The 25,574-nt window shown below is 68.2% G+C and carries 30 protein-coding genes; 8 read left to right on the top strand and 22 right to left on the bottom strand.

What is annotated here, in order from left to right; genetic code table 11:
- Position 1: 1 nt before the first annotated feature.
- Entirely contained in the window at positions 2-988 is a 987-nt protein-coding gene (locus CK240_RS04055; RefSeq protein ID WP_095639042.1) for an adenosine kinase, read from the bottom strand.
- A gap of 64 nt (positions 989-1,052) precedes the next feature.
- A complete protein-coding gene (gene nth / locus CK240_RS04050; RefSeq protein WP_420818608.1) occupies positions 1,053-1,706 on the bottom strand; it encodes an endonuclease III in 654 nt (217 codons plus the stop codon).
- Between the two features lie 265 nt (positions 1,707-1,971).
- Here nth and CK240_RS04045 point away from each other — a divergent pair, with 265 nt between their 5' ends.
- Complete coding sequence (locus CK240_RS04045) at positions 1,972-2,634, top strand: YiaD family glycine zipper/OmpA-like lipoprotein (protein WP_095639247.1); 663 nt, start codon at positions 1,972-1,974, stop codon at positions 2,632-2,634.
- A 70-nt stretch (positions 2,635-2,704) separates the two neighbouring features.
- On the opposite strand, the gene CK240_RS04040 is transcribed toward CK240_RS04045, so the two are convergent.
- The 5 genes from CK240_RS04040 to CK240_RS04020 form a co-directional block, all read right to left on the bottom strand.
- Positions 2,705-3,265: a F0F1 ATP synthase subunit B gene (locus tag CK240_RS04040; RefSeq protein ID WP_095639040.1), complete on the bottom strand. Its 561-nt coding sequence runs from the start codon at positions 3,263-3,265 to the stop codon at positions 2,705-2,707.
- Positions 3,262-3,825 carry a F0F1 ATP synthase subunit B' gene (locus tag CK240_RS19150; RefSeq protein ID WP_276303735.1) on the bottom strand — a complete coding sequence of 188 codons (564 nt, stop codon included), beginning with the start codon at positions 3,823-3,825 and terminating at the stop codon, positions 3,262-3,264. Before CK240_RS19150 ends, CK240_RS04040 begins: the two co-directional genes overlap by 4 nt.
- Positions 3,826-4,247: 422 nt before the next feature.
- A complete protein-coding gene (locus CK240_RS04030) occupies positions 4,248-4,490 on the bottom strand; it encodes a F0F1 ATP synthase subunit C (RefSeq protein WP_090754114.1) in 243 nt (80 codons plus the stop codon).
- A gap of 53 nt (positions 4,491-4,543) precedes the next feature.
- Positions 4,544-5,290, bottom strand: coding sequence for a F0F1 ATP synthase subunit A (locus CK240_RS04025; protein WP_240517274.1), 747 nt, complete (start codon positions 5,288-5,290; stop codon positions 4,544-4,546).
- A 2-nt stretch (positions 5,291-5,292) separates the two neighbouring features.
- Positions 5,293-5,682 (bottom strand): AtpZ/AtpI family protein, encoded by a 390-nt coding sequence (locus tag CK240_RS04020; RefSeq protein ID WP_095639245.1) that lies wholly within the window; start codon positions 5,680-5,682, stop codon positions 5,293-5,295.
- A 170-nt stretch (positions 5,683-5,852) separates the two neighbouring features.
- Here CK240_RS04020 and CK240_RS04015 point away from each other — a divergent pair, with 170 nt between their 5' ends.
- The gene (locus CK240_RS04015) at positions 5,853-6,200 is read left to right on the top strand and encodes an ArsR/SmtB family transcription factor (protein WP_095639038.1); all 348 of its coding nucleotides are present in this window, start codon (positions 5,853-5,855) and stop codon (positions 6,198-6,200) included.
- Positions 6,201-6,247: 47 nt separating this feature from the next.
- On the opposite strand, the gene CK240_RS04010 is transcribed toward CK240_RS04015, so the two are convergent.
- The 14 genes from CK240_RS04010 to CK240_RS03945 all read right to left on the bottom strand — a co-directional run bounded on the left by CK240_RS04010 (position 6,248) and on the right by CK240_RS03945 (position 16,972).
- Entirely contained in the window at positions 6,248-6,430 is a 183-nt protein-coding gene (locus tag CK240_RS04010) for a hypothetical protein (RefSeq protein ID WP_095639037.1), read from the bottom strand.
- A 164-nt stretch (positions 6,431-6,594) separates the two neighbouring features.
- Complete coding sequence (locus CK240_RS04005) at positions 6,595-7,374, bottom strand: succinate dehydrogenase iron-sulfur subunit (RefSeq protein ID WP_095639036.1); 780 nt, start codon at positions 7,372-7,374, stop codon at positions 6,595-6,597.
- Between the two features lie 44 nt (positions 7,375-7,418).
- Positions 7,419-9,149 carry a glycosyltransferase family 2 protein gene (locus CK240_RS04000; RefSeq protein ID WP_095639035.1) on the bottom strand — a complete coding sequence of 577 codons (1,731 nt, stop codon included), beginning with the start codon at positions 9,147-9,149 and terminating at the stop codon, positions 7,419-7,421.
- A gap of 30 nt (positions 9,150-9,179) precedes the next feature.
- Positions 9,180-9,944 carry a hypothetical protein gene (locus CK240_RS03995; protein ID WP_095639034.1) on the bottom strand — a complete coding sequence of 255 codons (765 nt, stop codon included), beginning with the start codon at positions 9,942-9,944 and terminating at the stop codon, positions 9,180-9,182.
- Between the two features lie 2 nt (positions 9,945-9,946).
- Positions 9,947-10,270 carry a hypothetical protein gene (locus tag CK240_RS03990; protein ID WP_095639244.1) on the bottom strand — a complete coding sequence of 108 codons (324 nt, stop codon included), beginning with the start codon at positions 10,268-10,270 and terminating at the stop codon, positions 9,947-9,949.
- A complete protein-coding gene (locus tag CK240_RS03985) occupies positions 10,270-10,641 on the bottom strand; it encodes a hypothetical protein (RefSeq protein WP_095639033.1) in 372 nt (123 codons plus the stop codon). Before CK240_RS03985 ends, CK240_RS03990 begins: the two co-directional genes overlap by 1 nt.
- Positions 10,641-12,443 (bottom strand): succinate dehydrogenase flavoprotein subunit, encoded by a 1,803-nt coding sequence (gene sdhA / locus CK240_RS03980; RefSeq protein ID WP_095639032.1) that lies wholly within the window; start codon positions 12,441-12,443, stop codon positions 10,641-10,643. Before sdhA ends, CK240_RS03985 begins: the two co-directional genes overlap by 1 nt.
- A 7-nt stretch (positions 12,444-12,450) precedes the next feature.
- Entirely contained in the window at positions 12,451-12,867 is a 417-nt protein-coding gene (locus CK240_RS03975) for a succinate dehydrogenase, hydrophobic membrane anchor protein (protein WP_095639031.1), read from the bottom strand.
- Positions 12,868-12,878: 11 nt separating this feature from the next.
- Complete coding sequence (sdhC, locus tag CK240_RS03970; protein ID WP_095639030.1) at positions 12,879-13,268, bottom strand: succinate dehydrogenase, cytochrome b556 subunit; 390 nt, start codon at positions 13,266-13,268, stop codon at positions 12,879-12,881.
- Between the two features lie 170 nt (positions 13,269-13,438).
- The gene (locus tag CK240_RS03965; RefSeq protein ID WP_095639029.1) at positions 13,439-14,299 is read right to left on the bottom strand and encodes an endonuclease/exonuclease/phosphatase family protein; all 861 of its coding nucleotides are present in this window, start codon (positions 14,297-14,299) and stop codon (positions 13,439-13,441) included.
- Positions 14,296-15,333, bottom strand: coding sequence for a MaoC family dehydratase (locus CK240_RS03960; protein WP_095639028.1), 1,038 nt, complete (start codon positions 15,331-15,333; stop codon positions 14,296-14,298). Before CK240_RS03960 ends, CK240_RS03965 begins: the two co-directional genes overlap by 4 nt.
- A 5-nt stretch (positions 15,334-15,338) precedes the next feature.
- The gene (locus CK240_RS03955) at positions 15,339-15,545 is read right to left on the bottom strand and encodes a DUF1737 domain-containing protein (RefSeq protein WP_095639027.1); all 207 of its coding nucleotides are present in this window, start codon (positions 15,543-15,545) and stop codon (positions 15,339-15,341) included.
- Positions 15,546-15,547: 2 nt separating this feature from the next.
- Complete coding sequence (locus CK240_RS03950) at positions 15,548-16,093, bottom strand: NnrU family protein (RefSeq protein WP_095639026.1); 546 nt, start codon at positions 16,091-16,093, stop codon at positions 15,548-15,550.
- 39 nt (positions 16,094-16,132) lie between these two features.
- Entirely contained in the window at positions 16,133-16,972 is an 840-nt protein-coding gene (locus tag CK240_RS03945) for an HpcH/HpaI aldolase/citrate lyase family protein (RefSeq protein ID WP_095639025.1), read from the bottom strand.
- A 171-nt stretch (positions 16,973-17,143) separates the two neighbouring features.
- Here CK240_RS03945 and CK240_RS03940 point away from each other — a divergent pair, with 171 nt between their 5' ends.
- The gene (locus CK240_RS03940) at positions 17,144-17,683 is read left to right on the top strand and encodes a YciE/YciF ferroxidase family protein (RefSeq protein WP_095639024.1); all 540 of its coding nucleotides are present in this window, start codon (positions 17,144-17,146) and stop codon (positions 17,681-17,683) included.
- Between the two features lie 37 nt (positions 17,684-17,720).
- Here CK240_RS03940 and CK240_RS03935 read toward each other — a convergent pair whose 3' ends face one another.
- Positions 17,721-18,461 carry a sulfite exporter TauE/SafE family protein gene (locus CK240_RS03935; RefSeq protein WP_095639243.1) on the bottom strand — a complete coding sequence of 247 codons (741 nt, stop codon included), beginning with the start codon at positions 18,459-18,461 and terminating at the stop codon, positions 17,721-17,723.
- A gap of 131 nt (positions 18,462-18,592) precedes the next feature.
- Here CK240_RS03935 and mdh point away from each other — a divergent pair, with 131 nt between their 5' ends.
- The 5 genes from mdh to CK240_RS03915 all read left to right on the top strand — a co-directional run bounded on the left by mdh (position 18,593) and on the right by CK240_RS03915 (position 25,574).
- A complete protein-coding gene (mdh, locus tag CK240_RS03930) occupies positions 18,593-19,555 on the top strand; it encodes a malate dehydrogenase (protein ID WP_095639023.1) in 963 nt (320 codons plus the stop codon).
- Positions 19,556-19,803: 248 nt separating this feature from the next.
- Positions 19,804-20,997 (top strand): ADP-forming succinate--CoA ligase subunit beta, encoded by a 1,194-nt coding sequence (gene sucC / locus CK240_RS03925; protein WP_095639022.1) that lies wholly within the window; start codon positions 19,804-19,806, stop codon positions 20,995-20,997.
- A gap of 2 nt (positions 20,998-20,999) precedes the next feature.
- The gene (locus CK240_RS18160) at positions 21,000-21,560 is read left to right on the top strand and encodes a hypothetical protein (RefSeq protein WP_135058788.1); all 561 of its coding nucleotides are present in this window, start codon (positions 21,000-21,002) and stop codon (positions 21,558-21,560) included.
- 53 nt (positions 21,561-21,613) lie between these two features.
- Positions 21,614-22,498, top strand: a complete 885-nt coding sequence (sucD, locus tag CK240_RS03920; protein WP_095639021.1) for a succinate--CoA ligase subunit alpha — start codon at positions 21,614-21,616, stop codon at positions 22,496-22,498.
- A gap of 109 nt (positions 22,499-22,607) precedes the next feature.
- Positions 22,608-25,574: a 2-oxoglutarate dehydrogenase E1 component gene (locus tag CK240_RS03915; protein WP_095639020.1), complete on the top strand. Its 2,967-nt coding sequence runs from the start codon at positions 22,608-22,610 to the stop codon at positions 25,572-25,574.

The following is a 25,574-nucleotide window of genomic DNA, read 5'->3' as shown; positions in this document are numbered from 1 at the left end:
CTCAGGCCAGCCCTTCGGCCCGGAACAGCGCCATGACGTCCGCCTCGGGGCGGGCGCCGACATGGCCGATCACCTCGGCGGCGGCGATGCATCCCATCCGGCCCGCGACCGCAAGCGGCCTGCCCTGGGCCAGCCCGTAGATCAGGCCGGCCGCGAACTGGTCCCCTGCGCCGGTCGCGTCCACGGGCGTCACCCGGTGGACCGGCGCCGTCACCCGCTCTCCGCCCCGGATCAGGATCGCGTCCTCGCCCGAGCGGGTGCAGATCACCGTGCCGCAATCGGCCGAGGCAAGCCGCAGCGCCTCCTCGAGGTCCTCGACCTGATAAAGCGCCTGCCATTCGTGGATGTTTCCGATGACGTAGTCCATCGGCCCTGCGACAAGGCGGCGGAAATCCTCGCGATGGCGATCGACGCAGAACGGATCGCTCAGCGCGATGCCCGCCTGCCCGCCCGCGGCATGGCAGGCCTCGGCGGCCTTCAGGAAGGCGGCCTTTCCCTTGTCCTTGTCGAACAGGTAGCCTTCCAGGAACAGCCAGCTTCCGCCCGAGAAGAGGCCGGCATCCACGTCCCTTTCGTCCAGTTCGGCCGAGATGCCCAGATAGGTGTTCATCGACCGCTCGCCGTCGGGCGTCACGAAGATGATGGACCGCGAGGTCGGCAGGTCCGCCCCGTCCAGCGGCGCGTTCACGAAATCTGTCCCGTCCGCCCCCATGTCTCGCGCATAGGCCAGGCCAAGGTCGTCCCCGGCCACGCGGCCGATGAAGGCCGTGGACAGCCCCAGCCGCCCCAGCCCCGCCAGCGTGTTGGCGACCGAGCCGCCGGGGATCAGCCGCGCGCCGTTGCTGGCGTGGGTCAGCACCTCGGCGCGGTCACGCTCGATCAGCTGCATGATGCCCTTCTGCACCCCCAGCCGGTCCAGCTGCGCATCCGCTGCCGTCGAGATCACGTCCATGACCGCATTGCCGATGCCGATCACCTGATATGCCATGCGCTGTCCCCCTGGCTGTTTCCGCGTTTAAACCGGGGCGCAGCCGCCGCAGCAAGGGGCCGCCTCAGACGGGATCGGTCGTCTTGGGCTCATAAGGGCAATGCGCGCGGATCGGGCAGATCGGGCAGCGCGGTCGGCGGGCCTGGCAGACATAGCGGCCGTGCAGGATCAGCCAGTGATGGGCGTCCTGCTGGAACGGGGCGGGCACATTGTCCTCGATGGCGCGCTCGACTTCCGCCTCGTCGCGGCCCGGCGCGATGCGGGTGCGGTTGCCGACCCGGAAGATATGGGTGTCCACCGCCTGCGCGGGCACCCGCCAGACCGAGTTCAGCACCACGTTCGCCGTCTTGCGCCCCACCCCCGGCAGCGTCATCAGCGCCGCCCGCGACGAGGGCACCTCGCCCCCGTAGACGTCGATCAGCCGCTGGGACAGGGCGACCACGTTCTTGGCCTTTTGCCGGAAAAGCCCGATGGTCCTGATGTAGTCGGTCACGCCCTCGACCCCCAGCGCGACCATGGCCTGCGGCGTGGGCGCGGCGTCGAACAGCGCGGGCGTGACCTTGTTCACGCCGACATCGGTCGCCTGCGCCGACAGGGCAACCGCGACCAGCAGCGTGAAGGCGTCGCGATACTGCAGCTCCGTCACCGGCCGCGGGTTGCTTGCCCGCAGAATGGTGAAGATCGCCACCTGCTCGGCATATGGCAGGGGTGGCGGCAGCCGCCCCGCCGGGGCCCGCGCAGCTGCGGCGCGCCGGGTGCGGGGTGCCAAGGGGGTGGGCGTCGGGTCCTGGGCCATCAGGTGGTGATGCCCGGCCTTGGACGGCGGCGCAACCCTTTCGGCCGGTCGAGGGAAAGTGACGCGCGATCAGCGGGTTCCGCTGGCCGATCAACGGAACTTCTGCAAGCCTGCCACCGTTCCCCCGGTCGAACGGAGTGCCGCAAGAGCCTCACGGCTCGACCCTTGCCCATGAAAGGACAGCATGATGACACGCCGCGTTCCCGTGATCCTCGCCGTGACCGGCGCCATGGCGCTGAGCGCCTGCGCGACCGATCCCTATGGCCAGCCCACCAACATGAGCCGCACGCAGCAGGGCGTCCTTGCCGGCGCCGCGACGGGCGCGATCCTTGGGGCGGTCCGTGACGACGACAGCAACAACCGCGGCCGCGACATCGCCCGGGGCGCGATCGTGGGCGGCGCGGCCGGCGGCCTGGTCGGCTCGGTCCTCGACGCGCAGGCGCGCGCGCTGCAAAGCCAGATGACCACGCCCGGCGTGCAGGTGGTCAACACCGGGCAGACGCTGAACGTGACCCTGCCCGAAGGCGTGCTGTTCGCCTTCGACAGCGCCGCCGTCTCGGGCCCGGCCCAGAACGACCTTTACGCCCTGGCACGGAACCTGCAGCAGTATCCGAATTCAACGGTGCAGGTGATCGGCCATACCGACTCGACGGGTGCGGCGTCCTACAACATGGACCTGTCGCAGCGCCGGGCGCGCTCGGTCGCGGCCATCCTCACCTCGGGCGGCGTGGCGCCCAACCGGATCGCCACCAGCGGCATGGGGTCAAGCCAGCCGGTCGCCTCGAACGCCAGCGAGGCGGGCCGCGCGCAGAACCGCCGGGTCGAGATCATCATCCGCCCCACCCGCTGAGCCGGGCCGGACATGCAAGAACCCCCGGTGGCGACACCGGGGGTTTCCTGTTCCTGCCGGAAGGCGGCGCTCAGTTCAGGTGGCGGGCCACGTCGTCGATGGCACGGTCGATGCCGGCGCTGCGATCCTGCGGACCCATCTGGCGGCCCAGCACCTCGGTCGCCGCAGCCATGGCGACCTGGATCGCCTGGTTGCGGACGGCGCGCACGGCCTCGGTCTCGGCGGCCGAGATCTGGTCCTGCGCCGTTTGCAGGCGGCGATCGATCGAGGTCTGCAGGTCCACCTTGGCCTTGTCGGCCTGGGCCAGCGCCTCGCGGCGGGCGTTCGCCACGATGGCATCGGCCTGACCCTGCACCTCGCGCTGGCGGCGCTCGTAGTTGGCGTAGATTTCCTGCGCCTCGTCCCGCAGGCGGCGGGCCTCGGCGATATCCGCCTTGATCCCTTCGGCCCGCTTGTCGAGCATCCGCCCGATGGCCGACGGCACCCGGTAGTACAGAAGGATGCCGATGAAGACGAGGAACGCCAGCAGGACGATGAAGTCCGTGTTGCGCAGCGAGAAGAAGGGCCCGGTCGCGGCCAGCGCGGGGCTTGCGGCCAGGGCGGCCGCCACGGCGGTCAGACGGGCGATCATAGCACAACTCCCTTGATGCGGGCGTCAACGGCCTGGTCGATGGCCCCGTCGGGGTTGCCGCCGAAGGCGCGCACCAGATCGGCAGCCACGTCGCGCGCGACGGTGCGGGCGTCCGAGGCAGCCGACTGCCGGATCTCGGCGATGCGCCGTTCGGATTCCTGCGTCCGGGCGGCGATCTCGGCATCGGCGCGGGCGATGGCGCCCTTCAGCTCGGCGTCGATCTCGGCCTTGTTGGCGGCGACGATCTTGTTGGCCTCGGCGCGGGCATCTGCCAGCGCCTTTTCGTAAGCCGCCTCGGCCTCGCGCGCCTTGCGCTTGAAGTCCTCGGCCGCGGCCAGGTCCGCGGTCATCAGCCCCTGCCGGTCGCCCAGGATGCGGCCGATGCGCGGCAGCGCCACGCGCGACAGGATGAAGTAGATCAGCGCCAGCGCAACCAGCAGCCAGAAAATCTGGTTGCCGAAGGTGGCGAAGTCGAGCTGCGGCATCCCGGCGGATTCGGCAGCGCCGTGATCCTCGACGACCGCGTGGGTGTCGTCGGTGCCCGGAACGGCGGCGCCCACGTGCTCGGTGGTGCCGTCGGCATGCTCGATGACGGCCGAGGTCGGCAGGTGGCCTTCCCCGTCCTCGGCGGTGGCGGGCGCGTGCTCGGCGCCGCTGGCGTTCGGCACGATGATCGAGTCGGTCGCGTGCGTCTGGGCCGCGGTCGATTCCGCAGCGGCAGGCGTGCCCTGCTCGACATGCGCGTCATGCCCGGCAGGCGCGGCGGGAGCCGCACCGGAGGACGCGGCCTCGCCGTTCAGCGGCACGGTGATCGTCGTCACCGTGGAACCCTGATCGGCGGGGGCCGTGGTGGGGGTGGTCGTTTCGACCGCGGTCGGGGCGGTCTGCTGCAAGAGGCTGAACATATCCTATCCCTGGCCTGCGGTTGGCAATCGGGCGGGCGCGTCAGGCACCCGCCCAAAAGCAAGGAGTGGCGCCGGGATCAGGCTGCGAACAGCAGCAGCAGGGCGACCAGGAACGAGAAGATGCCCAGGGCTTCGGCGAAGGCCATGCCGATGAACAGCGTGGCGGTCTGCGACGCGGCGGCCGAAGGGTTGCGCAGGGCGCCCGCCAGGTAGTTGCCGGCGACGTTCCCCACGCCCATGGCGGCGCCCGCCATGCCGATGCAGGCCAGGCCAGCACCCAGGTATTTGCCCAGTTCGGCGTAGGTCGCGACGTTTTCCATGATATGCTCCTTGAGGCTTGGAAACGGTTGGAAAGTGAGATCCCGCTCGGGCGTCAGTGGCCCGGGTGCAGCGCGTCCTTGAGGTACACGCAGGTCAGGATGGTGAAGACATAGGCCTGGATCACGGACACCATGACCTCGAAGGCATACATGCCGACGATGGCGAGGATCGAGACCGGCGCCACGACCGCGATGGCGGCAAAGGCGGCAAAGACCTTGATCACGGCGTGGCCGGCCAGCAGGTTGCCCGCAAGTCGGATCGAGTGGCTGACGGGGCGCACGAAGTACGAGATCAGTTCGATCACGGCCAGCACCGGGCGCAGCGCCAGCGGCGCAGACTTGACCCAGAAGAGGCCGAGGAAATGGGTGCCGTTCAGCACGAAGCCCAGGATGGTGACGCCCAGGAACACCAGCACCGCCAGCACGCCCGTGACGGCGATGTGCGAGGTCGTGGTGAAGGACTTGGGCAGCAGGCCCAGCAGGTTCGAGAAGAGGATGAAGCAGAACAGCGTGAAGATGTAGGGGAAGTAGCGCAGGCCTTCCTTGCCCGACACTTCCTCGATCATCTTGTGGACCATGCCGTACGACAGTTCCGCCATCGACTGCACGCGCGAGGGGATCAGCGACCGGCCCGAGGTGCCCGCGACGAACAGCAGCCACACCACCAGCACCGCCAGCATCAGCCACAGCGTCACGTTGGTGGGCGTGTACCAGTGGATCGGGCCGTCGCCGAACAGCGGACGGACGATGAACTGGTCCATCGGATGGAACACCAGGCCCGTGCTTTCTTCAGTCGCCACGCTCAGTCCCTTTCGTCCTTCGCCGGGTCACCCGCCGGCCTGTCGTCCGCCGGCTTGGCCGGCCCTGTTCCCGTTGCGGCCCTGCCCATCTCGGCGGCGGTCCGCAGCATTGTCTTCACGCCGGCCGCGAAGCCGAGGAAGATGAAGATCACCAGCAGGATCGGCGTCGTGCCGAGCAGCCGGTCCAGCCCGAAGCCCACGCCGAACCCCACGGCGAGGCCGGCCACAAGCTCGATGACCATCCGCCACGCCTGGTTGGCATGGGCGAACTTGTCCATTCCCGGAGGCGTCAGCCGGTCGTCGCGGCGGGCCTGCGCCAGCCGTTCTTCCAGCGCCTTCAGCCGTTCGGCGTCCCGCGCCTGGTGGACGCCGTCGTCGCCGTCGTCAGACACGCCTGCCCCCTTCGAGTTGCGGTGCTGATAGGCAGTCCCCTGCCCCGAGTCAACCATCGCGCCGCCTGTTTCATCCTGTTGATCTTCAACGGCTTAGCCGCGCGCCCGCTGGCGGGTTGCGGCCATGGCACCGGCGGGCCATCATTCAACCGCACAGTTGAACGTGAGTCATGAGCCGCGATCCCGACCTCGACGCCATCTTCGCGGCGCTTGCCGACCCGACGCGGCGCGCGATCCTGTCGATGCTGCTGGAGGACGACATGGCGGTGACGGACGTGGCGGCGCCCTTCGGCATCAGCCTGGCCGCGATCTCGAAACACCTCGGGACGCTCGCCTCGGCCGGGCTGATCCAGCAGGAGCGCCGGGGGCGGATCACCTGGTGCAAGCTCGACCCCGAGGGGATGCGCCCGGCGGCCGTCTGGATGCGCGCCTTCGGGCTGGTCGATCCGCTCGACCTCGACGACTTCGAGCGCTTCCTTGCGGCCGAGTTGCACATGCCCCCCGACGAGCAGGCATGAAAAAAGGGCCGGTTGTCCGGCCCCGTTTCAAGTGCGACGGTCGCGGATCAGGCCGCGTGGTCGTAGGCGGATTCCACCTGCCCCGCGGGCGCCTGGATGTCGTGGTAAGCGTACATCTGGTTCAGGACGTCCAGGGCACGGGTGTTCGGCAGGCGGCGCACGGGACGGGCGCGGTTCTCAAGATCGGCCATCAGGCCCTGCGGGCGTTCGGCATTGTCGGTGCGGTCCATATCGGTGTCTCACTTCGCTAGAGGACAGTCCTCCCTTGCCCTCGATATAGTGCTGCAGTGCAGCATTCGCCATGCGCGTGACGCGCGGTCACGTCCGCCCCAGCGCATAGCCGCAATGCAAAAGGCCGCCCCAAGGGGCGGCCTTCCGGACAAATGCGCTGCGATCAGATCGCGCGCTCGACCATCATGTGCTTGATCTCGGCGATGGCCTTCGCCGGGTTCAGGCCCTTCGGGCAGGTGTTGGTGCAGTTCATGATCGTGTGGCAGCGGTAGACCTTGAAGGGGTCCTCCAGCTCGTCCAGCCGCTCGCCCGTGGCCTCGTCGCGGGAATCGATGATCCAGCGATAGGCGGTCAGCAGCGCCGCAGGCCCCATGAAGCGGTCCTGGTTCCACCAGTAGGACGGGCAGGCCGTCGAGCAGGAGGCGCAGAGGATGCATTCATACAGGCCGTCGAGCTTCTTGCGGTCCTCGATCGACTGGCGCCATTCCTTGCCCGGCGCGGGCGTCTCGGTGATCAGGTAGGGGTGCACCGCCGCGTGCTGGGCATAGAAATGCGTCAGGTCCGGGATCAGGTCCTTGACCACCGGCATGTGCGGCAGCGGGTAGATGTTCACGTCGCCCTTGATCTCGTCCATGCCGTAGATGCAGGCGAGATGGTTGCCGCCGTCGATGTTCATCGCGCAGGACCCGCAGATCCCCTCGCGGCAGGACCGGCGGAAGGTCAGCGTCGGGTCGATCTCGTTCTTGATCTTGATCAGCGCGTCCAGGACCATCGGACCGCACTTGTCGAGGTCGATCCAGTAGGTGTCCAGCCGCGGGTTCTCGCCGGTGTCCGGGTCCCAGCGGTAGATGTTGAAGCGGCGCAGGTTCGTCGCGCCCTCGGGCTTGGGCCAGGTCTTTCCGACCCGGATGCGGCTGTTCTTGGGAAGGTTGAACTGGACCATCTGGCTATCCTTTCAGGGCGCGTCTGCCCCATGTTGTTGCTGGTTCAGCGCGGGTCGGTGAAGGCGCCCGCGAAGCGTGTCAGCTGCTCGGGCGGCAGGGATTGGGGACAGACCGTGAAGCGCGCCATCCGCCCGGTCAGTTCGTCGCGGGGGATCAGCTCCTCGATCCAGTGGTAGTACTTGCGGTCGATATAGTCATCGAACAGCACGGTGACAGGCCGCGTGCAGCGGATCATCGCGGCCAGGAAACAGGCCACCCGGAAGCGCCCGTCGATCAGCACGACATCGGGATGGCGGAAACCGGGACGGTCCCAGATGCCCGTGGCGTAAAGGTGGAACCGCCGGTAGGCCCCGCTTCCGGCGGGACGGCCCCAGGGGCCGGTCGGGCCGATGTCGGCGTGATGGACAAGGAAGCGGTCCGCGGGGAACTCGGCGCCCAGGGCCGCGCCGATCCGTTCGGACCAGGCCTTGTCGCTTTCCACCGACATCACGAACTCGGCCCCCGAACGCAGCGCAAGAAAGGTCGAGCCGCCGCTGCCGTATTCCAGCACCACCCGGGCCGAGGCATAGGCCCGTTCCAGCGCCTCGGCTTCCTGATCCGGCAAGGTCAGGCGGAATCCGGGCTGCGCCGGGGCCGGGGGCTCCTCGGGGGCGGGTCCGGTCACTTCCTCCTGCGGGCGGTCGCCCGTCAGTTCGGCCAGCGCCTCGGCCGACAGCCGGGAAATCTCCTGCCGCACCTTTTCCATTGCCGCGTCATGCGCCGCGCGGACGGAGGGGATTGCCAGAAGGCGCGCCATCTCGCGGCCACATGCGGCTTCCCAGCGCAGGATGCTGCGGTCTTCGGCTTCGTTGCGGTTGTATGTGCGGTAATAGCTTGCACGATGACGCGGGTTGACCACGCCTTCCTGGTCTGCCCTGTACCCGGCCCCCCGGACGCGCTTCAGCAGGAAGAATTCGGGCGTCCGCACCGTGTAGTGGTTCACCTGGGCGATCTCGAAGCCGCGATCGGCAGGCGCGGTCTTGTTGTGCCCGCCTGCCTTTCCGGAAAGCCAGGCCTTCGAGCGCCGGTTGGACAGCAGTTGCCGCCCGGAACCGGTCGCGACAGCCGCAGGGGTCAGGTGCCTGTTCCGCGAAACGGCAGGACGATGTATGTCCGTCGACGAAAAGCCCGTGATGCCGTTGCCCTTCCTGAAGAAGGACTTGATCTCGTCATTCACGGGATCGTCCGGAGTGGCGGCCTTCACGAAGTCACCGGATACAAACCGCCCGCCGAAGCCGGCGTGGCCGTTGTCGCCGAACACCTTCCACTGGATCAGCATGCAGACGCGGTCGCCCATCCACTCGATCAGCGAATCCAGCCGGCCGTCGGCGTGGTGGATGTTCAGGAACTCGTCCGCGTCCAGCCACGCGACCCATGCGCCGTCGGGGATGTAATTCCCTTCGTTGGCAAGCCGGACCGCGTTGGGCTGGGCTGCGACTCCTGCGGGCGGCTCATGCGGGACATAGGTGATCTCGCCCGCATCGTGCAGCGCCGCCAGCAACTCGTCCGTTCCATCGGTCGAAGGATTCGCGAAGATGAGAAATCTCTCGAAACCGATGACCTTGTGATAGGCGATCCACTCGATCAGGAACGGCGCCTCGTTGCGCACCGCCGAGAAAAGACAGGTGCCGGGAACCGCGCCCTTCGACCCGGAAGGCACCTGCCGTCCGGCACGGACCGACTCGCCATCCTTCAGCGGGACATCAGGGGCGACGGATTCTGCGGCTCGGGTCATGACATCTGCGGCAAGTTACCTGCGTCCCGATCAGGATCGTGAGACGGCAGGCTGTTGCGGTTGGTCAGCGTGCTCCGGCCTTCCGTCGATGAGTTCGCGGATGCCCGCCACCACGGGCAGCGAAGGCTCCCTGCGGCTGAGGGACAGGCCCTCCTGCCCTTTCCCCGGCAGGTCCGCCAGCCAGCGGCTTTCCCGCGGCAGCGCCCAGGCGCGGCGGCCCGCGCGGTGGTTCAGCAGGGCGAATCCCACGTCGGCATGGCCGAGATAGGGCGCCATGCCGCTGATCGCGGGGATCGCGTCGCCGCGTGCCAGAACGGTGCCGGTGCCCAGCATCCGCACGCCCAGGGGCTGCGGCAGGGCGGCGTCGGGACGGATCCGGCGCCAGCCGCGCTCGCCTTCGCCGCCGTGCCGAAAATCCGAAGCGGCATAGCCGAAGACATTGCCCTCCCAGCCGATCGCGGTCGCCCGCTCGATCGAGCGGGCCACGTAGTCGGCCGGATAGGCGATGTCGTCGTCGATCAGGAAAACGATGTCGTCGGGCTGGGGACGGACAAGGAACCGACCCAGATCCTTGGTGTCGCGGTCGGTGGTGATCGCCTCGATGCGGGGATCGGCCTGCAAGTCGGCGGGCGCCTGATCCATCTCGTTGAAGACGATAACCAGCCGGTCCACCTGCGGCAGGATGGCCTTCACCACCTGCCGGAAGATGCCTGCGCGGCCCGGAAAGGTCGCCAGATGGGCCCGCACCAGGCCCATGGGGGCGCCGTCAGGGCGGGGGATGCGGCTGTCCGGCATGTTCAGCTCCTGTAGCCCGGCTGCTCGTGCAGGGGACGGGTCGGCACCTGGCCCGAGCGCCGCACGACGCAGTCGTGGAACACCACCGCCGGGTCGCGGCCCCTGATGTAGTCCGAGGACACCGAGACGCTGAAGCCCGCCAGCACCCCCACGTCATCCCCGTCGGTGCCCACGCCCAGTGCAACCTCGCTGCGCGGGGCCGTGGCGTCGCGCGCATCCCTGAGGCAGCTGCGTTCCGCCTGGTCCACGGGGACCGGCCCGCAGGCCGCGACCCCCGTGCCCAGCGAAAGCAGCGCCGCGAGGGCGGGATGCGCGCGGGCGATCATCAGGCGGTCGCCGCCCGGGCGATGCACTGCGAGGTCGCGGGACGCGACACGACCGAGGCCACCGCGCCCGCCGCACCCGGCTGGCCCTGCTGCGCCGCGATGTCGGCCAGTTCCGCCATGGTCGCGTTCGACACGACGCAGTCGGTCAGCGGCCCGACGTTGCGGCCCGGCAGGCGGCGCGCCATCTCGGCGTTGATGACCTGGCGGGCGGCCGCATTGTTCGGCGTGGCCGTGGGTGGCGTCACGACGACCGCGCCACCGGCGGGCGGCGCCACGACGACGGGCCCGGGGGCGACGGCAGGCGGCGGAACCGCCACGCAGCCCGCCAGCGCGGCGGCCACGGCCAGGACGGGGAGAACGGAAAGACGCATCAGTAGACCCTCGCTTTCGGTGCGATCTTCTTTGGATCGATCCCGCCGTCCTCGTGCTTCGTCAAAGGCTCGAGGTGGACGGGCCGATAGGCGAGTTTGACGTCATTTCCATCGACCCACGCAAGCGAATGCTTGCGCCAGTTGGCGTCATCCCGCTCGGGGTAGTCCTCGTGCGCGTGCGCCCCGCGCGATTCCTTGCGCGCTTCGGCGGCGACGATGGTCGCCAGCGCGTTCGGCATCAGGTTCGTCAGCTCCAGCGTTTCCATCAGGTCGCTGTTCCAGATCAGGCTGCGGTCGGTGACGCGCAGGTCATCCAGGCCCAGCGCGATCTCGCGCATCTTGTCCACGCCCTCGGCCAGCGTCTTGTCGGTGCGGAACACCGCCGCGTCCGACTGCATCGTGCGCTGCATCCGGTCGCGCAGCACCGCCGTGGGCGTGCCGCCCTGGGCGTGGCGCAGCGAGTCGAAGCGGTCGAGCGCGCGCTCGACCTCGGCCTTGTTGGTCGAGGGGATCGCGCTGGCGCGGTCGATGACGTCGCCGGCCCGGATCGCGGCGGCGCGGCCGAAGACCACAAGGTCGATCAGGCTGTTCGACCCCAGGCGGTTCGCCCCGTGGACCGAAGCGCAGCCCGCCTCGCCCACCGCCATCAGGCCGGGGAAGACGCGGTCGGGGTTGCCCTGCTCGGGGGCCAGCACCTCGCCCCAGTAGTTCGTGGGGATGCCGCCCATGTTGTAATGGACGGTCGGCAGCACCGGGATCGGTTCGCGCGTGACATCGACGCCCGCGAAGATCTTGGCGGATTCGCTGATGCCCGGCAGACGTTCGTGCAGCGTTTCGGGGGGCAGGTGCGACAGATGCAGGAAGATGTGGTCCTTCTGCTCGCCCACGCCGCGGCCTTCGCGGATCTCCATGGTCATGCAGCGGCTGACCACGTCGCGAGAGGCGAGATCCTTGTAGGTGGGCGCATAGCGCTCCATGAACCGCTCGCCTTCCGAGTTGGTCAGGTAGCCGCCCTCGCCCCGCGCCCCTTCGGTGATGAGGCAGCCCGAGCCGTAGATGCCGGTCGGGTGGAACTGCACGAACTCCATGTCCTGCAGGGGAAGGCCCGCGCGGGCCACCATGCCGCCGCCGTCGCCGGTGCAGCTGTGGGCCGAGGTCGCGCTGAAATAGGCGCGGCCATAGCCGCCGGTCGCCAGCACCACCATCTTGGCGTTGAAGACGTGGATCGTGCCGTCGTCCAGCTTCCAGCAGACGACGCCCGTGCAGGCCCCGTCCGTGATGATCAGGTCGAGCGCGAAGTACTCGATGAAGAACTCGGCCTTTTCCTTGAGGCTTTGCCCATACAGCGTGTGCAGGATGGCGTGGCCGGTGCGGTCGGCGGCGGCGCAGGTGCGCTGGACGGGCGGGCCTTCGCCGAACTCGGTCGTGTGGCCGCCGAAGGGACGCTGGTAGATCTTGCCTTCCTCGGTGCGCGAGAAGGGCACGCCGTAGTGTTCCAGCTCATAGACCGCGGCGGGGGCGCTGCGCGCGAGGTATTCCATCGCGTCGGTGTCGCCCAGCCAGTCGGACCCCTTCACGGTGTCGTAAAGGTGCCACTGCCAGTTGTCGGGGCCCATGTTCGACAGCGAGGCGGCGATGCCGCCCTGGGCCGCGACGGTGTGGCTGCGCGTCGGGAAGACCTTGGTCACGCAGGCGGTGCGGAAGCCCTGCTCGGCCATGCCGAGGGTGGCGCGCAGGCCCGCGCCGCCCGCGCCAACCACCACCACGTCATAGTCGTGCGTCTGATATTCGTAAGCGGACATGGAAACCTCAGTTGACGACGACGGCGGCGACGGGCGCGACCACGGGGGACAGCGCCATGCGCGCCAGCGCATAGACGGCGGCGGCGATCACCGCCCAGCCGAACAGCTGCGAGGCGATGATGGCGACGCGGCGCTCGGTGTGATCGGCATAGTCGTCGATCATGATGCGGGTGCCGTTGATGTAGTGGAGCATCCCCACGATCAGGAACAGCGCGGTGACGATCGCCGGATAGGGACGGCTGAAATAGGCGAACACCGCGTGATGCGGCAGGCCCAGGGCCGTGGCGACGACGAAGATGAAGGCGGGCGTCAGGATCAGCAGCGCGACCGAGGTCACGGTCATGGACCAGTGCTGCGCGGTGCCCGTGCTGGGACCGGCGGCGCCGAGGCCCCGGGCGGCCTTGCGGGGGGTGATGTAGCGCATGGGACGGTTCCTCAGAACGCGAACAGGATGACGGTGATGAGCGTCAGCACCACCGAGCCGATGATCAGCACCCAGCTTGCGCGCTGCGCGTCGTCGCGGGTCAGCAGCAGGCCCGAGTCATAGCACAGGTGCCGGATGCCGGACAGGAAGTGGAACCACAGCGCCCAGGCCGAGCCGAGCAGCACCAGGTAGCCGATCCAGCTGCGCACCACCCAATCGGCGGTGGCGAAGGCGCGGGGCCCGGTCGCAGCCGCGACCAGCCACCAGACGATCAGCAGAAGCCCGGCCAGCAGGGCCTGCCCGGTGATGCGGGTCATGATCGAGGTGACCGCCGCCATCGGCAGGCGATAGACGCTCAGGTGAGGCGAAAGCGGGCGGTTGCCGCGGGGGATGTCTGCCATGGGCGCTCCTGTCCGAAAAGCGCGGGCCAAGCTGGCGCGCGGGCTGGCTTGAAATCGGAGTCTCTCTAGCCATCCTTTCGTCGCTGTCACGGGATTGTTCAAGTCCCGGGCAGGCTTTCGCGCTGTTAGCGCCAATCGTGATCACAAGCCGCGAGACAGTGATCACAAAGTCACGGAGCCAGCACCGCCCTCTGCCCGCGGTGGTCAGATCCGAGGCGCGGACGCATCGCGGTGACGGCCGTCCAGCCTTCCGGGGCAAGCACATGGTCGATGGTGATCGGCAGACCCAGCAGCGAGAAGCTGGGCCGCAGGGGGCCCGCGCGGTGCGTGCCGGTCGCCTCGGCGATGCTGGCGACCGTCTGCGACCACGGCATGGCGTTGAAGTCGCCCGCGAGGATCACGGGGCGCGGCACCTCGCGCAGCCGGGGCAGCAGTTGCGCGACCTGTTCCGGCTGGCCCTGCGGCCAGGGCCAGTCCAGGTGCAGCGACACGACAGCCGCCTGTCCCTGCGGCAGCATCAGTTGCACCCACGCAAGCCCTACCCCGGTCGCACAATGCAGATCGCCCTCGAAGGGCCAGCGCGACAGGATCGCCACCGTGCCGGGCGTGTTCGAGGGACAGACCCCCTGGTGCGGCAGCACCTCGGCCAGCATCTTTCTCAGTGCGCCGTTCTGCGCACTCAGTTCCTGCAACAGCGCCACATCGGTCCCGCTGTCTTGGATGTCGGCCGCGATTTCCGAAGGATCGTCAACGGAATAAAGCAGGTTCTTCTGGTAGACGATGATCCCCTGCCCCGGGGCCTCGATCGGCCGCATGGCCCACAGGACCGGCGCCAGCGCCAGCAGCCCGCCCGCAACGGCCGCCCAGCCCATCCCTCCCCGGATGACCAGCCCGGCCACCACCAGCAGCGCCGCCAGGAACGGCCGTCCCACCCCCAGCGAGTCGCCCGCCGGGTGCAGCGCGCCCGCATAGGTCGCGGCCAGGACCACCAGCCCGACGGCCAGGGCCGCCGGGGCAAGCCTCCGCCTCACAGCGGCATCAGCGCCCAGTAGTCGAGATCGAGCAGCACATGCGGCGCATAGCGGCCGTCCTCGCGCTTCAGCGTCAGGTCGCCCGCCGGGCCCTTGTGGGCGACCAGCCGCAGCCGGACGGCGCCCACGCCGGGGGCGTTGGTCGGCGCGCGGTCCAGCACCTCTGACCAGGCGCGCACGGTGTCGCCCGCAAAGCAGGGGTTGGCGTGGGCGCCCGCATTCAGCGCCACGATCAGCTGGGCATTGGCCAGCCCGTTGAAGCTGAGCGCGCGGGCCAGGCTGATGACATGGCCGCCATAGATCAGGCGCTTGCCGTCCTCGCGGAAGGTCGCGTCGAAGTGGACCTTGGCCGTGTTCTGCCACAGCCGGGTGGCGAGCATGTGCTCGGCCTCTTCCACCGTCACGGCATCCACGTGGTCGATGACCTCGCCCACCTGGTAGTCGCCCCAGCGGTGCGGCTCTCCGGCAAGGGTAAAGTCGTAGTCGCTGAAGTCGAGCCCGTCGGGGATCACCAGCGCCTGCGGCAGCACCACGCGGTCGAGCCTGGGCACCACCTCGTCGGGCGCGGGGCTGGCGGCGTCGCGCTTGCGCACCATCACCCAGCGGACATATTCCAGCACCGGCACGTCGCGCTGGTTCAGCCCGCGCGTGCGGACATAAACGTTCCCCGAAGCCCCGTTCGAGTTCTGCTTGAGCCCGATCACCTCGGATTCCGCGCGAAGGGTGTCGCCGGGCCAGACGGGTTCCAGCCAGCGCCCCTCGGCATAGCCCAGGTTCGCCACCGCGTTCAGCGACACGTCCGGGACCGTCTTGCCGAAGACCGTGTGGAAGGCGATCAGGTCATCCAGCGGCGAGGCGGCCAGCCCGCAGGCCCGCGCGAAGTCGTCCGAGGAATGCAGCGCGTGCCGCGCGGGGTAGAGCGCGTGATACAGCGCCCGCTCGCCGCCCGAAAGCGTGCGGGGGACGGCGTGGGGGATCACCTCGCCGATGCGGTAATCCTCGAAGAAACGGCCTGCGTTGGTCTTGGTCGCCATGGTCCTCACTGCTCGCCCAGCTTCATGTCGGGGTGATAGTCGGCCTCGATCTCCTTCGTGACCGCCTGGGCGCAGCGCATGATGCCGCGGGTCGGGTCGAAGGCGATCGAGGGCGCGCCGTGCAGCGCCCAGCCCTTCGACAGCGCGAGGCTGACCTTGTGGCAGAAGGCCGAGGTGTCGTCCTCGGTCAGCAGGCGGTAGATCTGGGGCATCCTCAGGCTCCGAACGGGTTGTAGCCGAGCCAAGCGTGGATCAGGCCGACGACCAGATAGGCGGCCACGGCGCCGACGGCGGCCATGACTTCCTTGCGCATCACGGTCTGGTGCGGCGGGCGCACCCAGTTCGGCTCGGCGCGGTTGATGACGGCCATCTCGACCAGCGCCCACAGAAGCAGCCCGCCGAACAGCACAAAGGACGGCAGGTCGCCGTTCACCAGCAGATGCGCGAAGGCCCACAGCGCGAAGCCCGTCAGCTGCGGGTGCCGCATCTGGGTGCCGATGCGGTTCTTTATCCCGGCCGAGGCGAACAGGAAGAAGCCCACCAGCACCAGCAGGTTGTTGATCCCCTTCAGCGCCGGGCCGGCAGCCCACCACATCGTCACGTCGGCCCGCTTGTAGCCGACCGTCATCAGGATCACCGACAGGACCAGCGCCACGGTGACGATGCCCTTGCGCCGGTTGTCCGGCCCGGGATGAGGGGCGATGCGCTTGTAGAGATGCGCCCCCCACCAGAGCGCGACACCGAGGATCAGCAGGATCATGCGAGGGCATCCTTCATGCGGTTTCGCGCCACCCTGCCATCAGCCCGCCAGGGCGGCAATCGCCTGCGCCTTCGCCAGGGTGCGGCGTGCTGTCTCGACATGCAGGTTCTCGACGATGCGGCCGTCCACCACGGCGACCGCCTTGCCTTCCGCGATGGCGGCCTCGTAGGCCTCGATCTGGCGGCGGGACAGGTCCACCTCGGCCTCGGTCGGCGCAAAGGCGGCGTTGGCGATGTCAAGCTGCGCGGGGTGGATCAGGGTCTTGCCGTCAAAGCCCATGTCGCGGCCCTGCTCGCATTCGGCGCGCAGGCCCTCGTCGTCCTTGAAGGCGTTGAAGACCCCGTCCACGATCACCCGCCCATGCGCGCGCGCCGCCAGCAGGCAGAGCCCGAGGCCCGCCTGCATCGCCAGCCGGTCGGGGCGGTTGCGGCTGCCCAGTTCCTTGGCAAGGTCGTTGGTCCCCATCACCATGCCCTGAAGGCGGGGATGCGCCGCGATGGCGGCGGCGTTCAGCATTCCCAGCGCGGTTTCCATCATCGCCCACAGCGGCGTGTCCGGCACGATGGCCGCGACCGCGTCCAGGTCCCCGGGGTGGCTGACCTTGGGCACCAGCACCGCGTCCGCGCCGGTGGCGAAGGCCGCCGCGTCGTCCCGGCCCCATTCGGTGTCGAAGCCGTTGATGCGCACGATCCGCGCCCGCCCGCCGTAATCCTGCGCCAGCGCCGCCTTCAGCAGCTCGCGCGCGCCGGCCTTCTCGGCCGGGGCCACCGCGTCCTCGAGGTCGAAGATGATCGCGTCGGCGGCAAGCGTTCGCGCCTTTTCCATCGCACGCTGGTTGGCCGCGGGAATGTAGAGGACCGAGCGGTAGGGGCGCGACATGGCGGCAAGCTCTCCTGCTTGAAAAAAGTCCCCGCGATGAGTGCCCACTCGCCCTGCCCTCGGCAAGGGCGTTCCGTGCCGGCCGTTAGAGTTTGTTAGTGGAACCCGACCGCCTTCGTCGGGCTTTCCACGTCCGATGACCTGCTCCGCACAACCTCGAAAGGACAACACATGGCGAGTGAAGAGATGGGACTGACCGACCTGCTCAAGCATGGGCTCGAGGACATGTATTACGCCGAGGCGCGCATCCAGAAGGCCCTGCCCAAGATGATCGCGGCGGCCCAGGACGAGGAACTCAAGCGCGGCCTGGAACGCCACCTTGAGGAAACCGCCGAGCAGATCACCATGCTCGAGGAAGCCTTCGAGGCGATGGGCGAAAAGCCCCGGTCCGAGAAATGCGACGCGATGGACGGCATCCTCAAGGAGGGCGATTCGCTGCTGCAGGACTTTGGCGGAACGGCGGCGGGCGACGCGGCCATCATCTTCTCCTGCCAGGCGGTCGAGCATTACGAGATCGCCCGCTACGGCAGCCTGCGCGCCTATGCGGAACTGCTGGGCCTGGACCAGGTCGCCGACCTGATGAACGACATCCTGGAACAGGAAGAGGCCGCCGACGAGCTTCTGTCCGAGATCGCCGAGGACCGCGCCAATCCGATGGCGGCGGGCGAGTCGCCCGACGACCTGGACGACGAGGACGAAGAACAGGAATGATCCGCGTGGCCGGGCCCGCCGCCGTGCGGGCCCGGCCTCACATCACCGCGTCGGCGATCAGCTTCAGCGACACCGCCAGCAGCGCCCAGGTGATGAACAGGTAGAAGGCGCGCTGCGGGATGCGCCGCACCAGCCAGACCCCCGCCCCCACGCTGAGCGCCGCGACTGGGATCATGGCCGCCGCCTTTCCCAGGTTCTGCGCCCCGAGCTGGCCCAGCGCCGCATAGGGGATCAGCTTCACCGCGTTCACCACCGCGAAATAGACCGTGACGGTCCCCGCATAGGTTTCCTTGCCCAGCCGCAGCGGCTGGACATAGATCTGGTAGGGCGGCGCCCCCGAGTGGCTGACGAAGCTGGTGTAGCCCGTGATGAGGCCCCAGCCGGTGCCCCGCGTCCAGCCGGGCCGGCCCGGCGCCGCGTCCGGCGCGGGCGGACGCAGCAGCGTCAGGGCGGCGAAGCTTGCCCCGATGACGCCCACGATGCCGCCCACCGCCGCGTCGTCCACCAGGCTGGCCGTGGCCCAGCCCAGCGCGATCCCCGCGATGGACCCGGGCAGCAGCGTCGCCAGCACGCGCCGGTCCCAGTGGCGGCGATAGGCGATCAGCCCGAAGATGTCGGACACCACATAGACCGGCAGCAGCACGCCCGCCGCCTGCACCGGCGACATGGCCAGCGACAGGATCGGCACCGCCAGCATCCCCACCATCGCCAGCCCGCCCTTGGCCAGTCCCACCAGCGCCGAAGCCAGCGCCAGCAGCAGCCAGCCCGCTGTTGTCAGTTCCACCTGTCCCGCCCCCGATTGCCTTGCCTTTTAGCGCAAACACCGCCGCGCGCGCCCGGTCTACGCCTTGCGCGGTGGGGGGCAAGGGTCTATCGCCACCGCAATCCATCAGCCAAACGGAGGACTCCATGGCCCGTCCCAAGATCGCCCTCATCGGCGCCGGCCAGATCGGCGGCACGCTGGCGCACCTTGCCGCCATCAAGGAACTCGGCGACGTCGTCCTGTTCGACATCGCCGAGGGCACGCCCCAGGGCAAGGCGCTGGACATCGCGGAATCCGGCCCGTCCGAGGGCTTCGACGGGTCCTTCAAGGGCACCAACGATTATGCCGACATCGCGGGCGCCGACGTCTGCATCGTGACCGCCGGCGTGCCGCGCAAGCCGGGTATGAGCCGCGACGACCTGCTGGGCATCAACCTCAAGGTCATGAAATCCGTGGGCGAGGGCATCAAGGCCCATGCACCGAACGCATTCGTCATCTGCATCACCAACCCGCTGGACGCGATGGTCTGGGCGCTGCGCGAGTTCTCGGGCCTGCCGCACGAGAAGGTCGTGGGCATGGCCGGCGTGCTGGACTCGGCCCGCTTCCGCCACTTCCTGTCGCTGGAATTCGGCGTCTCGATGCGAGACGTGACGGCCTTCGTTCTGGGCGGCCACGGCGACACCATGGTCCCGCTGGTCCGCTATTCGACCATCGGCGGCATCCCCCTGCCCGACCTCGTGAAGATGGGCTGGACCACGCAGGAGAAGCTTGACGCCATCGTCCAGCGCACCCGCGACGGCGGCGCCGAGATCGTCGGCCTGCTCAAGACCGGCTCGGCCTTCTACGCGCCCGCGACCTCGGCCATCGAGATGGCGGAAGCCTATCTCAAGGACCAGAAGCGCGTGCTGCCCTGCGCGGCCTATGTCCAAGGGGCCTACGGGCTTGACGGCATGTATGTCGGCGTCCCGACGGTGATCGGCGCGGGCGGCATTGAGAAGGTCATCGCCATCGACATGAACGCCGAAGAGCAGGCGATGATGCAGAAGTCGATCGACGCGGTGAAGGGCCTGGTCGAGGCCTGCAAGGGCATCGACAGCACCCTGGCGTAAGGCGCGGCATCCCCGTCCGAGGCTTAGGGCCGCCCCTTCCGGGGCGGCCCTTTCCCTTGGTGCGGACGGACGGAGACCGCCTGCCCGAAGCACGGCATGCAAAGGTACATCAACAGTGTGATCACACGCCGGCGGCCTGTGATCACGGAACCTGCAAAAAGCATGGCCATGCACCAAAAGCTGAACGCGCGGCTTTGCTTTGCACGCGCGTTCTGGCACAGGAACCCCAGTTTCCTTGCGAGGTTCCCATGAACATCCACGAATACCAGGCCAAGGCGCTGCTGAAGCAATACGGCGCCCCGGTGTCCGAGGGCCGCGCGGTCCTGTCCGCCGACGAAGCCGAGGCGAAGGCCCGCGAACTGCCGGGCCCGCTCTGGGTCGTCAAGTCGCAGATCCACGCGGGCGGCCGCGGCAAGGGCCGGTTCAAGGAAGCCGAAGCCGGCGAGAAGGGCGGCGTCCGCCTGGCCAAGTCGATCGAGGACGTGATCGAGAACGTCCGCCAGATGCTCGGCTCGACGCTGGTCACCCACCAGACCGGCCCGGCCGGCAAGCAGGTGAACCGCATCTACCTGGAAGACGGCTCGGACATCGCGCGCGAGCTGTATCTGGCGCTGCTGGTGGACCGCTCGACCTCGCGCATCAGCTTCGTCGCCTCGACCGAAGGCGGCATGGACATCGAGGAAGTCGCGGCCTCGACCCCCGAGAAGATCGTGTCCTTCTCGGTCGATCCCGCCTCGGGCCTGTCGGACTTCCACGGCCGCCGCGTGGCCTTCGCGCTGGGCCTGACCGGCGATCAGGTGAAGCAGTGCGTGGCGCTGGTGAAGATCCTCTACAAGGCCTTCGTCGAGCGCGACATGGAGATGCTGGAGATCAACCCGCTGATCGTGACCGAGCAGGGTCAGATCAAGGTTCTGGACGCCAAGGTCAGCTTCGACAACAACGCGCTGTATCGCCAGAAGGACGTGATGGCGCTGCGCGACGAGACCGAGGAAGACCCCAAGGAACTCGAAGCCTCGAAATACGACCTGAACTACATCGCGCTGGACGGCGAGATCGGCTGCATGGTGAACGGCGCCGGGCTTGCGATGGCGACGATGGACATCATCAAGCTGTACGGCGCGGAGCCGGCCAACTTCCTGGACGTCGGCGGCGGCGCGTCCAAGGAAAAGGTCACCGAGGCCTTCAAGATCATCACCTCGGACCCGAACGTGAAGGGCATCCTGGTCAACATCTTTGGCGGCATCATGCGCTGCGACATCATCGCGGAAGGCATCATCGCCGCGGTGAAGGAAGTCGGCCTGCAGGTCCCGCTGGTCGTGCGGCTTGAGGGCACGAACGTGGACCTCGGCAAGCAGATCATCCGTGACAGCGGCCTGAACGTGATCCCGGCGGACGACCTGTCGGACGCGGCCGAGAAGATCGTGAAGGCGGTGCGGGGCTGAGGATGACACTGGGTCTCGGTCGTCTTCCCGTCTCTCTGATAACGGGGGTCGCGCTGACCTTCGGCTCCACGGCATCGGTGGCACAGGCCCCGACAGCCGTGTGGCTGGAACGCTTGGCCGCCGCCTGCGACGCAGCGGCCGCAGACCCGGCCTCTCTGAATGCACCCGTAATTCCGGATTCCCGGGGAGTTGTCACGGCCGACGGAAAGCTCGCAATGTGGAGCGGCTTTGTGCCTGAGCTGACGGAGAAGGGTAGCCCGGCATCAATGACGATTACCGCCAGCACCCTGCCGCAAGGGCGACTGCTCGCCTGCACGCTGGAGGTCCTGAACCCAACGGCTGGCGCCTATACAGATCTACCCGCACTTGTGGCAGAACGGGCACCTGACCTGCTGAGCGCTGAGCCGATTGCGCTTGGTGGTCGCTGGCAGGGCGAGAGCATTCCCGAAGGTTCCGCAATGCAATGGGTTGCGCCGGGGTTTCCTCCTCCTGCCTCGCTGATGGTGACGATGAACCCGCCAGTTGTGACGGTCGCGCTGAAACGCGCGATCGCCGCACAATGAAATCACGGGCCGCCTCGGACGCCCGACAGAAACGCTGATCAAGGAAAGCCACTATGGCCATTCTCGTCGACAAGAACACCAAGGTCATCACGCAGGGCATCACCGGCTCGCAGGGGACCTTCCACACCGAGCAGGCGATTGCCTATGGCACGCAGATGGTCGGCGGCGTGACCCCCGGAAAGGGCGGCACGACGCATCTGGACCTGCCCGTCTTCAACTCGGTTCATGAGGCCGTCGAGAAGACCGGCGCGAATGCCTCGGTCATCTACGTCCCCCCGCCCTTCGCGGCGGACTCGATCCTTGAGGCGATCGACGCGCAGGTGCCGCTGATCGTCTGCATCACGGAAGGCATTCCGGTGCTGGACATGATGAAGGTCAAGCGCGCGCTGGAAGGCTCGTCCTCGCGCCTGATCGGGCCGAACTGCCCCGGCATCATGACGCCCGACGAATGCAAGATCGGCATCATGCCGGGTTCGATCTTCAAGCGCGGCCGCGTGGGCGTGGTCTCGCGCTCGGGCACGCTGACCTATGAGGCGGTCAAGCAGACCTCGGACGTGGGCCTCGGCCAGTCCTCGGCCGTCGGCATTGGCGGCGACCCGATCAAGGGGATGGAGCACATCGACGTGCTGGAAATGTTCCTGGCCGACGACGAGACCGACGCCATCATCATGATCGGCGAGATCGGCGGCGCGGCCGAGGAAGACGCGGCGCAGTTCCTGGCCGACGAGAAGAAGCGCGGCCGCTGGAAGCCGACCGCCGGCTTCATCGCGGGCCGCACCGCGCCCCCCGGCCGCCGCATGGGCCATGCCGGCGCCATCGTCTCGGGCGGCAAGGGCGACGCGGAATCCAAGATCGCCGCGATGAAGGCCGCCGGCATCATCGTCGCCGATAGCCCCGCGGGCTTGGGCGAGGCGGTGCTGAAGGCCATGGGCCGGTAAGGCTGTTGATAACGGGCCGTCCCTGCTTAGGTAGGGGCGGCAAGACTTTCCCCGGGCGCGGCGCGAGGCCCCTGCCCTTTTCACAAGGCCATATGGTCAGGTGTCCGTCATGAACGATCAATCCCCGAACTCCGCCTTCCGCGACACGTCCTTCCTGCAGGGGGCGAACGCGGCCTATGTGGAACAGCTCTACGGTCAGTGGGCGAAGGATCCGGCCGCCGTGGACCACGCCTGGGACGAATACTTCCGCAGCCTGGGCGAGGCGCAGGCGACCGCCGCGCGGGGTGCCCAGGGCGCAAGCTGGGCGCGCCCCGACTGGCCGCCGATGCCCGCGGACGAGAACACCGCTGCGCTGACGGGCGAATGGCCGATGGCCTCGCAGGCCGAGGCGAAGGCCGCGATCAAGAAGATCACCGCCAAGGCCGACGAAAAGGGCGTGTCGCTGTCGGACGAACAGCTTCAGCGCGCCGTGCTGGACAGCGTCCGGGCGATCATGCTGATCCGCGCCTATCGCATCCGCGGGCACCTGCACGCCGACCTCGACCCGCTGGGGATGCGCGAGATGCCGCCCCTGGGCGAGCTTGACCCGGCGACCTACGGCTTCACCGCCTCGGACATGGACCGGCCGATCTTCATCGACAACGTGCTGGGCCTTCAGGTCGCGTCGATCCGCCAGATCACCGAACTGATGAAGCGCACCTATTGCGGCACCTTCGCGCTGCAGTTCATGCACATCTCGGACCCCGAGCAGGCCGCCTGGCTGAAGGAACGCATCGAGGGCTACGGGAAGGAGATCGCCTTCACCCAGGAAGGCCGCAAGGCGATCCTGAACAAGCTGGTCGAGGCCGAGGGCTTCGAGAAGTTCCTCCATGTGAAATACATGGGCACCAAGCGCTTCGGCCTTGACGGCGGCGAGGCGCTGATCCCGGCGATGGAGCAGATCATCAAGCGCGGCGGCGCGCTGGGCGCGAAAGAGGTCGTCATCGGGATGCCCCACCGGGGCCGCCTGTCGGTGCTGGCCAACGTGATGGGCAAGCCCTTCCGCGCGATCTTCCACGAATTCCAGGGCGGCAGCTACAAGCCCGAGGACGTGGACGGCTCGGGCGACGTGAAATACCACCTCGGCGCCTCGTCGGACCGCGAGTTCGACGGCAACAGCGTCCACCTGTCGCTGACGGCGAACCCCTCGCACCTGGAAGCCGTGAACCCGGTGGTGCTGGGCAAGGTCCGCGCCAAGCAGGACCAGTACAACGACCACACCGACCGCACCTCGGCCATCCCCGTGCTGCTGCACGGCGACGCGGCCTTCGCGGGCCAGGGCGTGGTGGCGGAATGCCTGCAGCTGTCGGGCATCCGCGGCCACCGCACGGGCGGGACGATCCACATCATCGTCAACAACCAGATCGGCTTCACCACGGCCCCGCATTTCAGCCGGACCTCGCCCTATCCGACCGACATCGCCCTGATGGTCGAGGCGCCGATCTTCCACGTGAACGGCGACGACCCCGAGGCCGTGGTCCATGCCGCCAAGGTCGCGACCGAGTTCCGCCAGCAGTTCCACAAGGACGTGGTCATCGACATCTTCTGCTATCGCCGCTTCGGTCACAACGAAGGCGACGAGCCGATGTTCACCAACCCGACGATGTACAAGCACATCAAGGGCCACAAGACGACGCTGCAGCTGTACACCGAGCGGCTGGTCAAGGACGGCCTGATCCCCGAGGGCGAGATCGAGGACATGAAGGCCGCCTTCCAGGCGACGCTCAACGAGGAATTCGAGCTGGGCAAGACCTTCAAGCCGAACAAGGCCGACTGGCTGGACGGCAAGTGGTCGGGCCTCAAGCCCGAAGGGTCCGAATATCACCCCGGCGAGACCGGCATCTCGCCCGAGACGATGGCGCAGGTGGGCGCGGCCCTGACCCGCGTGCCCGAGGGCTTCGACCTGCACAGGACGGTGAGCCGCCTGCTGGACAGCAAGCGCGCCATGTTCGAGACCGGGCGCGGCTTCGACTGGGCCACGGGCGAGGCGCTGGCCTTCGGCTCGCTGCTGGTCGAAGGGCATCCGGTCCGCCTGGCGGGCCAGGATTCCACGCGCGGCACCTTCAGCCAGCGCCATTCGGCCTTCATCGACCAGACCACCGAGGACCGGCATTACCCGCTGAACCACATCCGCGACGGACAGGCGCGGTATGAGGTCATCGACTCGATGCTGTCGGAATACGCGGTGCTGGGCTTCGAATACGGCTATTCCATGGCCGAGCCGAACGCGCTGACGCTGTGGGAAGCCCAGTTCGGCGACTTCGCCAACGGCGCGCAGATCATGTTCGACCAGTTCATCTCGTCGGGCGAGAAGAAATGGCTGCGGATGTCGGGCCTGGTCGTCCTGATGCCCCACGGCTTCGAGGGCCAGGGACCGGAACACTCCTCGGCCCGGCTGGAGCGCTGGTTGCAGATGTCGGCCGAGGACAACTGGATCGTCGCCAACCTGACGACCCCGGCCAACTACTTCCACATCCTGCGCCGCCAGCTGCACCGGGGCTTCCGCAAGCCGCTGATCCTGATGACGCCCAAGTCGCTGCTGCGCCATCCGCAGGCGGTCTCGACGGCGGACGAGTTCCAGACGGGCTCGACCTTCCACCGCGTGCTGCATGACGACGCGGACCGCGGCAAGGTGGACTTCCAGCTGGCCCCCGACGACCAGATTCGCCGCGTCGTGATCTGCTCGGGCAAGGTCTATTACGACCTTCTGGCCGCCCGGAACGAGGCGGGGGCCAAGGACGTCTATCTGCTGCGGCTGGAACAGTTCTATCCCTTCCCCGCGCAGTCGATGTCCAAGGAGCTGGAACGCTTCAAGGGGGCCGAGATCGTCTGGTGCCAGGAAGAGCCCAAGAACCAGGGCGCCTGGAGCTTCGTCGAGCCGAACCTCGAGTGGGTCCTGAACCGCGTGGGCGCCAGCCACACGCGCGCGCGCTATGTCGGCCGCGTGGCCCAGGCCTCGGTCGCCACGGGCCTGGCCAGCCGCCACAAGGCGGAACAGGACGCGCTGGTGCACGACGCCATCACGATCGGAGCCTGA

This window comes from Paracoccus salipaludis (genome assembly GCF_002287065.1).
Classification (GTDB): Bacteria; Pseudomonadota; Alphaproteobacteria; order Rhodobacterales; family Rhodobacteraceae; genus Paracoccus; species Paracoccus salipaludis.
Note: the sequence above shows the minus strand (reverse complement) of the source record. Positions and strands in the feature narration are given on the sequence as shown.